General features: G+C 41.8%; 13 protein-coding genes. All 13 read left to right on the top strand.

Annotated features, from left to right (window positions below; translation table 11 throughout):
- Window positions 1-31: 31 nt before the first annotated feature.
- The gene (locus tag MHI08_RS14210; RefSeq protein WP_024423263.1) at window positions 32-1,120 is read left to right on the top strand and encodes an XkdF-like putative serine protease domain-containing protein; all 1,089 of its coding nucleotides are present in this window, start codon (window positions 32-34) and stop codon (window positions 1,118-1,120) included.
- A gap of 22 nt (window positions 1,121-1,142) precedes the next feature.
- Window positions 1,143-2,066, top strand: a complete 924-nt coding sequence (locus MHI08_RS14205) for a phage major capsid protein (protein ID WP_024425904.1) — start codon at window positions 1,143-1,145, stop codon at window positions 2,064-2,066.
- A 13-nt stretch (window positions 2,067-2,079) separates the two neighbouring features.
- Window positions 2,080-2,463: a DUF3199 family protein gene (locus MHI08_RS14200; protein WP_024423261.1), complete on the top strand. Its 384-nt coding sequence runs from the start codon at window positions 2,080-2,082 to the stop codon at window positions 2,461-2,463.
- Window positions 2,460-2,816 carry a YqbH/XkdH family protein gene (locus MHI08_RS14195; RefSeq protein WP_248351150.1) on the top strand — a complete coding sequence of 119 codons (357 nt, stop codon included), beginning with the start codon at window positions 2,460-2,462 and terminating at the stop codon, window positions 2,814-2,816. The genes MHI08_RS14200 and MHI08_RS14195 overlap by 4 nt, the downstream gene beginning before the upstream one ends.
- Window positions 2,813-3,310 carry an HK97 gp10 family phage protein gene (locus MHI08_RS14190; protein WP_248351151.1) on the top strand — a complete coding sequence of 166 codons (498 nt, stop codon included), beginning with the start codon at window positions 2,813-2,815 and terminating at the stop codon, window positions 3,308-3,310. The genes MHI08_RS14195 and MHI08_RS14190 overlap by 4 nt, the downstream gene beginning before the upstream one ends.
- A 4-nt stretch (window positions 3,311-3,314) precedes the next feature.
- Entirely contained in the window at window positions 3,315-3,770 is a 456-nt protein-coding gene (locus MHI08_RS14185) for a hypothetical protein (protein ID WP_024425901.1), read from the top strand.
- Entirely contained in the window at window positions 3,757-3,969 is a 213-nt protein-coding gene (locus MHI08_RS14180) for a hypothetical protein (protein WP_024425900.1), read from the top strand. Before MHI08_RS14185 ends, MHI08_RS14180 begins: the two co-directional genes overlap by 14 nt.
- A 3-nt stretch (window positions 3,970-3,972) precedes the next feature.
- Window positions 3,973-5,319: a phage tail sheath family protein gene (locus MHI08_RS14175; RefSeq protein WP_342492028.1), complete on the top strand. Its 1,347-nt coding sequence runs from the start codon at window positions 3,973-3,975 to the stop codon at window positions 5,317-5,319.
- A gap of 1 nt (window position 5,320) precedes the next feature.
- Complete coding sequence (locus MHI08_RS14170; RefSeq protein WP_024423257.1) at window positions 5,321-5,764, top strand: phage tail tube protein; 444 nt, start codon at window positions 5,321-5,323, stop codon at window positions 5,762-5,764.
- Between the two features lie 525 nt (window positions 5,765-6,289).
- A complete protein-coding gene (locus tag MHI08_RS14165) occupies window positions 6,290-6,730 on the top strand; it encodes a phage portal protein (RefSeq protein WP_012011040.1) in 441 nt (146 codons plus the stop codon).
- 41 nt (window positions 6,731-6,771) lie between these two features.
- Window positions 6,772-6,909 carry a hypothetical protein gene (locus tag MHI08_RS14160; RefSeq protein ID WP_095357030.1) on the top strand — a complete coding sequence of 46 codons (138 nt, stop codon included), beginning with the start codon at window positions 6,772-6,774 and terminating at the stop codon, window positions 6,907-6,909.
- Window positions 6,910-10,977, top strand: a complete 4,068-nt coding sequence (locus tag MHI08_RS14155) for a transglycosylase SLT domain-containing protein (RefSeq protein ID WP_342499707.1) — start codon at window positions 6,910-6,912, stop codon at window positions 10,975-10,977. It begins immediately after the preceding gene.
- Window positions 10,970-11,638 (top strand): LysM peptidoglycan-binding domain-containing protein, encoded by a 669-nt coding sequence (locus MHI08_RS14150; protein ID WP_041085438.1) that lies wholly within the window; start codon window positions 10,970-10,972, stop codon window positions 11,636-11,638. Before MHI08_RS14155 ends, MHI08_RS14150 begins: the two co-directional genes overlap by 8 nt.
- The last annotated feature ends 6 nt before the right edge of the window (window positions 11,639-11,644 follow it).

Genomic DNA, 11,644 nt, shown 5'->3' with positions numbered 1-11,644 from the left:
CGCATGCGCTTTTTTGAAAGGGGGTGAACATATGCCAAGAGAATTAAAAAACGCAAAAATTACGCACGTTTCCTATGTGGACAGAGCCGCAAACAAAAAGAAATTCTTTTTGATGAAGGCAAAGAAAAGCCAGCCTGACTTTCAAAAGGAGGTTAGTGTGCTGACAAAGGCAGAAGATGCTCATCGCCTTGTGTATGGTGTCGTGTATGAACCGAATACACCTGATGCACACCAAGACTTTATGTCTGCAAAAGAAATTGAAAGAGCGGCACATGGTTTTATGAAGGATGCCCGCCACATTGATAAGCAGCATGATTTTCAACATGGTGTGGGCGAGGTTGTTGAATCATACATTGCCCCCGCTGATTTTGAGGTAGGCGGTGAGCTGATTCGAAAAGGATCTTGGGTACTTGTAACAAAGGCTTCCCAAGAGATTTGGGATCAAATTCAGAAAGGCCACATTACAGGGTATTCAATGGCTGGAACGGCGGACATCGTAGCAATAGAAGAACAAGATCAGCTCCTATCTCAAAGCACAAATGAGAGAGGGCTTTTTTCTTTGCTGAAAAATTTCTTTTTGAAAGAGGAAGGTGCAAACATGTCACAACAATTTTGGAGCGTTATAGACCATCTGCTGGAAGCCTTACAGTCAAATGATGGTGATGAGGCGGGTGTAAGATCAGCGCTTGAGCAATTGCTGCCAATCGTGCAGGACATTTTGAAGACAGAGGATGTGCTTCAAACGATTGGTGAAAGGCCAGCCTCCGTACAAAAACAAGATGCCGCTCTGACAACGGAGCAAGTACAAGAGCTTGAAAAAGCAAAAATGGCCATTGAACACGTCTTACAGCAGGCAGAACAGCAGGAAACAGATCAAACAGAGGAAGAACCTGTCCAAAAGGTGCTTGAGCAAGTCGTTGCACCGATTCGTCATCAGCTTTCTTCCTTAGAGAAATCAGCCAGCAGAGAAAAAGCAGCGCTTGAGCAAGTGCTTCAGCAGCAGCTTTTGCCTATTTCAGAGCGGATTCACATGCTTGAAAAAGCGCGCGGTATGTCAAAACAAACAATCCACGATACACAAAACGACAGTACAAAGCCCATATGGGATGGCTTACTATAAGCCTAAATAAGGAGGAAACAGTGTGAGAAATCAAGAGTTGATTCGCAAGGCCGAAATGACACTTGCCAGCTTAAAAACCGGCGGTCTCATGAACGCAACCCAATCCAACACATTCATTAGAATGATGCAAAATACACCAACCGTTTTAAATGATGCACGTATCATTCCAATGGAAAGTGATTCACAAAAAATCGAAAAAATCGGCTTTGGCCAGCGTATTTTGCGCCCAGCAGAAGAAGGCAAAGCACTTGATGCGAAAGACCGTGTTGTCCCAGCGACAAGCACTGTCCAGCTAAATGCGAAAGAGGTCATCGCAGAGATTCATATGACCTATGACAGCATTGAAAACAATATTGAGAAAGACGGAATTCAGCAGACAATTATGCAAATGCTCGCTGAACGAGCAGCCGTTGACATTGAAGAGCTCATCGTCAATGGCGATACGACTTCAGCAGATCCATTTTTAGCTCAAATGGATGGCGTGAGAAAACAAGCAGTCTCTCATATCGTAGATGCAAACGGAGCGGAAATCAGCCGCCAAATGTTTAAGCAAGCCTATAAAGCGATGCCGTCAAAATATTTACGTGTACCTCAGGATTTCCGTTTCTACACATCCCCAAGCTTAGAAGTTGAATGGAAGGATCAAGTAGCAAACCGCCAGACAGGCCTTGGAGATGCGGCCATTCAAGGCGGACTTTCTTCTGCATTTGGTGTGCCGGTCAAAGGTCTTGCCAATATGCAGCCATATGACGAAGCGGGAACAGACGTATCAGATATTTTGCTGACACACCCTAAAAATATTATCGTAGGTTTCTCTCGTAATATTCGAATTGAAGTAGAAAAAGATATTCGCAGCCGTAAATTTATTATTGTCCTCACAGCGAAGCTAGACAGCAAATTTGAGGAAGAGGATGCTGTAGCAAAAGTGATGAAAGTGAAAGAGTAGGTGACGGCAGGCCATGATCATTTCTGCTGAAGAACTGCAAGCCTATTCTGTCTTTGATCGTGTGAAAAATCGATCTGTGGAAAGACTGACAGCAGATATTATCGAAGCAGAAGCTGCGGTATTTCAGATCGTAGGTCACGATTTCTCAAGCGAAAAATATCAGCCCCTCCCTGAAAAAGCAAGAATCGCATTATTAAAAATGGCCCAATATTTTGCCATGCTGAATGATGATGAATCTATGATGAAAGGCTTTACGTCAGAGAAAATGGGCGATTATTCATATGCGAAGGCAGCTGATCAAGTCAAAGGCAGACCCTATGTATATGCCCTGCTTGTAGATTACATTGAACCAACATTGACCGGCGGCAGTGCCAAGTTAAAGGTGAGGTCATTATGAGCTATCAATCTCTATTAACAGATCGCTGTGATCTTTTTCACCTTGAACAGCAGGATTCCGCCCGCGGGAAATTTGGAATTCCAGCTGATGATTTACAAATAACACTTTCCTATCCCGATGCTCCCAGCCTGACCGATCTTGCTTGTTATGTCATAGAAAAGAACCAGTCACTTGTGCAAGAAGAGCCGAATACAGTCATTTATCAATCCTATCTTGTCCATTTTCCTTTAGGAAGTGATATTCGCTTGCATGACAAAATGGTGTGGAATGGCGTGTCACTCAAATTACAGCAGCCTAAAAAAGTGAAAAATCATCACATCGAAGTGATAGCAGTCAGGAAGGAAAATCTATGAAAATTGATGGACTTGACCGGCTGATTTCACAGCTTCAGACAGCGGGTGATGGCGGCTTAAAGACAGAATATCAAGATTGGCTGGAGGACATGGGCCTGCAGTTTTTAGACATCATTCAGGATGAATTAATCAAGGAGAATGCTGTCGATACAGGCCGGCTTCTAAGCTCCTTTAAGCAAGGCGGCAAGGAGAATCATTTTCTCATTTCAAAAGGCGGTCTCACACTTGAAGTGGGAACGCAGCTTGAATATGCCTCCTATGTCAATGACGGACATGCCACTTCTTCAAGTGGAGAGCGAAGATGGGTGCCTGGCAGATGGACTGGCAGCCGCTTTGAATATGATCCGAATGCAAGTACCGGAATGATGCTTGCCTCTCAATGGATTGATGGAAATGGCTACTGGGATCATGCTGTCATGCTCTATGAGCAAATGTTTGAACAGTCGCTGGATCGAAAGGTGCAAAGCTGGTTCGATCGACATTTTGGGAGGTGATGGAATGAATCAAGAAGTCGGGGCAATCATGCATTATATCTACACACACTTTCCTGTGACAATGTATGATCGTCTTTTGCCAGAACGCTTTCAAGTGCCATCCGTTTATGTGCCGCCTGTGACAGTGATCAGTGGTCCAGATACGGTCTCTACCTTTATGAAATCTTATTCGCTGCAAGTGAAAGTCTTTCATATTGATACAGAAAAAGCACATGATGCGGCAGAAACAATCGTTGATGCATTGCTTGCTGATCGTCAAATCATTCAAATGATGAGTGAAGACGGAGAGGTGCTTGATGATTATGTCCGTATAAAAAGAGTGGAAACAAGAATGATAGATCAAGGCGTAGCAGCGATTGTCCTGACGTGGGATAGCAGCTATTGGTATAACCGCGACAAAGAGGCAAGCCTTGAAGACATCAACTTTTCAGATGGGGTGATCAAACGTGAGCAAGACTAAAAATGCTCAGCCTGCTCAAACAGCCGGCGAAGAAAAAGAATTTGGCTTTTCATTTGAAGCCTTGAAGGAGCACAGTAAGGATCTTTTTGGGGTCAAACCAGAAATCCTTGAAGGGGCTCTTTTTTATATCAAACATCAACCAATTACAAAAACAGAAGCGAAAAAGCACATTGATGCTTTTTTGTCCAAGGAGGTTTAAAGGATGAACGGAGGCACTTTTACACCAGGTACAGAGAAAAAGCGTCCTGGCATTTACTTTAATTTTAAAACAACAGCAGAGCAGCGAATTACTTTAGGCGATCGAGGTACGGTGGCACTTCCTCTTGTGATGAGCTGGGGAGAACCAAAAACCTTTATTTCCGTTTCAAATATGGAAGATTTAAATAAAAAGGTTGGACTTAACATTGATGATAAGACACTTCTTCTTTTCCGTGAAGCAAAGAAAAAAGCGCAAACGGTCTTGCTTTACCGTCTCAATGAAGGAGAGCCGGCCAAAGCCGAAATTGCTGAAAATTTTGTCGTCACAGCAAATTATGGCGGCCAAAAAGGAAATGAGATCACAGTACAAGTCGCCGAAAATGTACTTGATAGCAAAAAACGCGATGTGATCACTTATCTTGGAACAGACATTGTGGATAAACAGGTTGTCACTGATGTGAAAGATCTTGTGAAAAACAAATACGTTCAATTTTCTGGTGAAGGTGAAGCTGTCATCACAGCTGGTGTGGCACTAAGCGGCGGGAAAAATGGCGTGGCAAGTGTCGCAGATTATACAGCTTTCCTAGAAGCAGCAGAAACAGAATACTTTGATGTCATTGCCCTTCCAGTCGATAATAGTGAGCAATTAAAAGCAACCTTCGCTTCATTTATCGAACGTTTACGTGATAAGCAAGGACGTAAGGTGCAAGGAGTTGTGGCGAATTATGCAGCGGACCAAGAAGGAATCATCAATGTGACAAGCGGTGTTGTACTCGAAGATGGAACCGAACTAACACCTGCTCAAACAACAGCATGGGTCGCAGGTGCAAGTGCCGGAGCAAATTTCAATCAGTCACTGACCTTTGTTGAATACGAAGGAGCGGTCGATACATTAGAACGCCTTGACAATGATCAAGTCGAATACCGATTATCTCAAGGGGAGTTCCTTTTCACCTTTGATGCGCGAGATCGCACGGTGAGTGTTGAAAAAGATATTAACTCCTTGACAAGCTTCACAGCTGAAAAGAACCAGCAAATGGCGAAAAACAAAATCATTCGTGTGCTTGATGCGATCAACAATGATTTAACATTCGAATTAAAAAATCTGATTAAATTACGTAAAGCCAATGGCAATGACATTCCAGCATCAGATGATGGTGTGCAGCTTGTGAAAACACTGATTACCCAGTATCTCACACAGCTTCAAGATGGCAGCGGTATTACAGGCTTTAATTCAGAAACAGATATCGTGATCGGTCTCAATGAAGATCGTGATGGATTTATCATCGATTTAGCGGTTCAGCCAGTAGATGCAGCAGAAAAATTCTATTTCAATGTGGAGGTGAAGTAAGATGGCTTTTAAAGCGCAAAATACAATTTCAGGTAAAGAAGGTCGTCTTTTCTTAGAAGGTGAGGAACTTGCATTTATCAAAACCTTCGAAGCAAACGTGGAGAAAAACAAATCAGAAGTCAACGTCATGGGCCGCCGAATGACTGGCCATAAAACAACGGGAGCAAATGGAACAGGAACGGCAACATTCTATAAAGTTACGTCCCGTTTCGTTCAATTAATGCTCAATTATGTGAAAAAAGGAGAAGATCCATATTTCACTCTTCAAGCGGTAATTGACGATAAATCATCAGGCCGTGGCACTGAGCGTGTGACATTATTTGATGTCAACTTTGATTCTGCTAAAATCGCTGGATTGGATGTTGATTCAGAGGCACTTGAAGAAGAAGTTCCTTTCACATTCGAGGACTTTGACCTGCCTGAAAAACTGAAGAATACATTCTAAGAAAAGTGGAGGAAATTAGCTAATTAATTAGCTAAATAACAGCTGAATATGCTATAATGCAGTTGTAATACAACCGTCTTGATGCCGTCTTCATTTCGTCTGGTAACGTCTTGTATTCGATTCATTAAAATATGTTTACTTGCAAAGCAATTTGCATAAAATAAAAAGAAGCCAGGATGCTCTAACATCCAGGCAATGTACAATGAGGCCCTTCAAGGGGCTGGCTTATCGAATAGGTTCTTTAGGTAGACTTCCCTTTAACCTTCCACAGCTCAAGGGGGAGTCTATTTTTTGTCTATATACGTCAACAAAGTAAAGATAAACATCCCGAATAAAAGCATAAGGGAAATCGCTTCAAATGTTGACATATGCATCACCCCCTTCCTATCGGGGATGAGCCAGACGCCCTTGAGCAAGCCGTTCAATTGTACAATTTAAATTATACATGAAAAGATTGGAAAGCACATTCAAAAATGGATGTGCTTTTTTGCATTCAAAAAAACATAACAAAGGGAGTTTTTAAACATGAGTGAAAAACAAACATTTGATCTTTCATTTTTTATGCCAGGACAAACAGTAGAAGCGGAAGAAGTCAAAGTACCGATTTCTAAGCGTTTTGTTGATAAAAAAGGGAATGTCATTCCTTTTGTCTTTAAAGCTATTACAACTGAACGTATTGATGAATTGGAAAAAGAAAACACAACCTTCAAAAATGTCAAAGGCAGAGGACGCGTGAAAGACTTAGACAGCCAGCGCTTCTACGCACGTATTGCGATTGAATCGACGATTTATCCAGATTTCCGCTCAAAGGAATTAAGAGAAGCCTACAGCACACAAGATCCAGTTGAAGTAGCAAAACGGGTCCTGTCAGTCGGCGGTGAATATGCGAACTGGTTAAACAAAGCGATCGAAATCAACGGATTCGAAGATGAAATTGAAGATTTAGAAGAAGCAGCAAAAAACTAATAAAAGATGGGGATAAAGAAGCGGTGTTTTTATATTACGCAATGCACGAGCTTCACTACTCCCCATCTGAACTCCTTGAATTATACGAATCACCAAGACCGTTCAAAGCATTCCTTTTCGGACTCATCAGCTACAAGCTAGACATGCTAGAAAAAGAAGCAAAGAAAGGAGGTAAATAATTGGCGAAACTTACAGCACGATTTGAATTAGAAGACCGGGTGTCGAAGAAGTTATTACGCATTCAAAAACGATTTCAAACGTTTGAGAAGCAGCTCAAACCATTTAGAAAACCAGTGAAAATAAGTCTGGAAATGGATGAAAAGAAATTAAGAAACCTCACTTTATCGCTGCGGAAAGTTTCAGTGTTTTCTATGAGACTGGATCAGGGAATCTATCGGGATCTAAAAGCATTGAACAATCAGTTAAATATGTTTCCAAATCATCTGGTCATATCCTTTCAAGCGAAGGGGCTGGATGTCATTAAATCCAACATAGATCGTTTGAAACAAATGGGGACAAGTCCCATTATGCTGACGTTTAAACTAAACGATCAATTGTCAGCGAAAATGTCATCGATCAAAAAATCAATCCTTCAGCTCATCAACAGAACGTACTATATGAGATTAAACATGGTTGACCAAGCCACCGCTGCAATTCAACGAATCAAAAAGACACTCAAAAGCTTGACGATGTCCAAACACGAAATCAGAGTGTCTGTTCAAGACAATGCAAAAAGTAAGTTGAAAAAACGAGATCAGGCAGAGTCTGTTGTGAAAGAAAAGAAAGTAAAAAAGCAACCTAATGCAACAGCTGCTACAAAAACGAATGAAAACAAACAGAGCTGGTTGGGTAATTTGGGAAATAAGGCCCTAAAAGAAATTGAAAAATATGCAGGTGACGTTTCAGATAAATTGAAGGAAAAATTGAGTCCTAGAAACTTTTGGGATAATAATGCACTCCCTTGGATTGAAACGAAAATCGACGCATACAAACAAGAAGTAATCGGACGAATTAGTGAGAAGATTAAAATCAATCCTGAGGAGTATTTAGATAAATGGTTTAACAAAGGCTTAGATTTGATCCTTGGCCCGAAAAATCCATCAAGCGAGAACAACAGTAACTCTTCAGCTCAAAGTCAAACGACTGAAGCATCAACAAATCCAACTCCTAATACGCAGCCAAATAAACAAAAAGGAAAAGGTTTGTTTCGTAATAGCTGTTGCCCTTGTTGTGCTCGAGGGTTAAGCAGGCGTGGTTCTAATAGAACTAGAAATAGAAATGGCCGTACTCAAAGGCAGCCCGCAAATCCTACCGCCATTTCTAGAGCTGAAAGAAATAGAAGACCTTCAGGTAGACTAGGAAAACTGAAAACAAATGCAGGTAAGATTTTTGAAAAAATCCCTAGTGGATTGAAGAAAACTACAGGCATAGTAGCCTCAGTTGCGGGACTTGCTGGACTGATGAAAGGTAGCGGCGGGTTAAGTAGTTTAGGCGATTCATTAAAAAATATAGGTAGAGGAAGTAGTAAGTTATTAAAAAGAGTGCCTGTATTGGGGAACTTATTAAGTGCAACAGATTTAATAGGAACAACCAAAGAAAACGTTGGGGAAAAAGTAGGTGGTTTCTCTGGAGGTCTTGCAGGAGGAGTTAGTGGAGCTGCAATTGGTCAGGCTCTAATTCCAATACCATTTGTAGGAGCTGCAATTGGTGGTGTTGCTGGAAGCATGGCTGGCACTTATGGTGGATCAAAATTAGGGGAGATATTTGATACTTCAAAACTTAAAGAGAATATTTCAAACACTTTATTTAATGGCGAATGGTGGAGTGAAAAGTGGGGGAGTGTTAAAACTTCTGCAGAAACGTCTTTAGGAAACTTAAGTGAGAAATGGGAAGATATAAAAACAACAGCATCGAATACACTGTTCAATTCAGAATGGTGGGCAGAACAAGCTGGATACGTTACAGGAGTTTTAGAATCTACTGTCTTTAATGGCGAATGGTGGAGTGAAAAATGGGATGCTATCAAGGACTGGACTCAAGAAAAGTGGGATAGTGCAGTCGAAATATGGGATTCTATTAAGGGGAAACTTAGTGAGACCGTTTTCAACGGAGATTGGTGGGGAGAGAAGTGGGATAATGTAAAGGAATGGACCAAAGAAAAATGGGATGGTGCAGTCGAAATATGGGATTCTATTAAGGGGAAACTTAGTGAGACTGTTTTTAACGGAGATTGGTGGGGAGAGAAGTGGGATAATGTAAAAAAATGGACCAGAGAAAAATGGGATGGCGCAGTCGACATATGGAATTCAATTAAAGGGAAAATTCGTGAAACGGTCTTTAACAAAGATTGGTGGGGGGAAAAGTGGGATAACGTAAAAAGTTGGTCAAAAAGTAAATGGGAACAATCAAAAACAATTTGGTCAACTGCAAAAGCAACTATTTCTTCAACTCTATTTAATAAAGACTGGTGGTCAAGAAAGTGGAGTAATGTTCAATCTTGGGGTAAAAATATTTTAGGAGATTCATGGGATTTAATCAAAAGTGAAGGCGCAAAATTCGTTGGTAGGCATATTGTGAAATTTGAAAAAGGTCGAGAAAACGGGAAAAAGGATTTTAAACCTGGTAAAAAAGCCACAGGCGGCTATATCACCCAGCCAACCTTATCATGGGTCGGTGAAGCAGGTAACGAATTTGTTATACCAACTCAAAATAACCGAGGACGCGGAAAAATGCTGCTGGCACAGGCAGCTTCTCAACTTGGAATGTCTGTTGTACCAAGCGGAGTGTCAAGCTCTCCAGCTCCTCCAGCAGTAGTTTCATCATCTTCTGTCGGTTCAATAGACGGATCGGTCTCGATGACTGGGGGCATTCAAGCCTCTAGCATTGGCGAGCAATTTAATAACGATTTTGAACAAGGATTAAACCGTAAAGTCATCTCCCTTGATCAATGGAAACAAAAGAATATTCAGCAGCCTTTTAGTCAATTGACATCAGACTCAGGTAAGTATGGTCAGCAAACGGTTTCTGCCTTTGCAAATGGTCAGCAGATGACACCAACAGGAACAGATAGCTTCTTGCAAAGTCGTGTAAAAGCACCCTACCAACAAGTGATGACAGCATCACCCACTTGGGGTTCTGGAACGGTTAGTGGTTTTGCAGCAGGCCAAAATGCTACATCAATTGGCACGAGCCAATACGTAGATCAAAACATTAAACAACCATTCCTGCAAGCGAAACAAGAATCACCAGGCTGGGGTTCAGGAATGATTGACGCCTTTAACAGCGGCATGCGTTCCAAAGGAAGCGAAGTTACGCAAGCGGCCAAAGAAATGGCGAAGAAAGTAGAGCAGGCGTTTAGAGAAGAATTAGACATTCATTCCCCTTCACGCGTCATGATGAGTCTTGGGAAATTTGCATCGATCGGTGTCGTCAAAGGGCTTGACTCAGTTGATGTGAAAAAATTTGCTGAAAATCAGGCTGGTTCATTGATTGGTGCCTTCAGCGGGATGGGGGCTTCAGGTCTTAGTGTTCAGCAATGGCTTATGGCAGCTCTCATGGCAACTGGCACATCTATGAGCTGGCTACCTGGTTTGATGACCATCGCGCAGCATGAATCAAATGGAAACCCGAGAGCGATCAACTTATGGGATTCCAACGCCAAAAAGGGAACACCTTCTAAAGGCTTAATGCAAACCATTGGACCGACTTTTAATTCCAATAAAGGCAAAGGTATGAATGACATTTGGAACCCAATTCATAATGCCGTAGCAGCCATTAACTACATTAAGGGAAGATATGGAACAGTCTTCAACACACCGGGATTACGAAGTATGAGAAGAGGCGGCCCTTATAAAGGCTATGCAAATGGCGGATTGATTACTCAAGAGCAGGTTGCTAGAGTCGGTGAAGGAAATAAACACGAATGGATTATTCCTGAGGAAAGAGGCATTCGCGGAAGGTATTTATTGACGCAGGCAGCTAAAGCACTTGGGATGCAAGTATATGATCCATCAAATGCATCTGCTCCTTTACCAGAAGCACAGATGCAGCAAGTTATCTCAGCTCAGTCTACTGGCAGTACAACATCGCCTGGTAAAAAACAAATCACGATTCAATTCAATGGAGATCAGCATTTCCATAATGGACAAGATCAGCAATCGCTAGTCGAAAAAATTAAACAAATGCTTGTAGATGAACTAGAAGTAGAGATTCATACAGGAACGAAGGGGGTCGTAATTGATGGGTAAATCAGTGTATCAATTGTGGATTTCCCAAGGAAAGGACAAGTTGCGATTCCCTGTCCTTCCATCCGAACTCGAAATCACAAATAACGTACAAAATGAAACGGTAAAGGTCGCCTCTTTTGGAGAACTGACCTTTATTGACGTACCATCGGCGAAACAAGTATCATTCACCTCATTATTTCCTAAGAAATATTCGCCGATTGCTGAATATAAAAACATTCCATCACCAGAGAATGCGATCGCGAAAATTGAACGAATGATGCGTTCAAAGAAATCCGTGCGGTTGATTGTAACTGGAACAAAAATCAATATGACGTGCAGCATTGAAAGCTTCACCCACAAGGAAGGGTCATATGATATTGGAGATCGTGAATTTACGATCGAGTTAAAGGAATATAAAACCGCATCGCCTAGGAAAATCAAACGAAAGAAAAAAGCAAAACAAACGAAAAAGAAGCGGCCTTCAAAAACACCACCAAAAATGTACACCGTCAAAAAAGGGGATACGCTATGGGCCATTTCTGGCAGGTTTTATGGCGACAGTACAAAATGGCGGCGTATTTGGAACGCCAATAAATTAGCGATGATTAAACGTAGCAGACGCAATATTAAGCAGCCGGGGCATTGGATTTTCCCTGGACAAAGGTTAAAAATACCACAATAGGGGGGC

Origin of the sequence: Bacillus sp. FSL M7-0791, from assembly GCF_038627085.1 — a bacterium.
Classification (GTDB): Bacteria; Bacillota; Bacilli; order Bacillales; family Bacillaceae; genus Bacillus; species Bacillus safensis.
The sequence above is the reverse complement of the archived record's forward strand: the minus strand, read 5'-3'. Positions and strand labels throughout refer to the sequence as shown.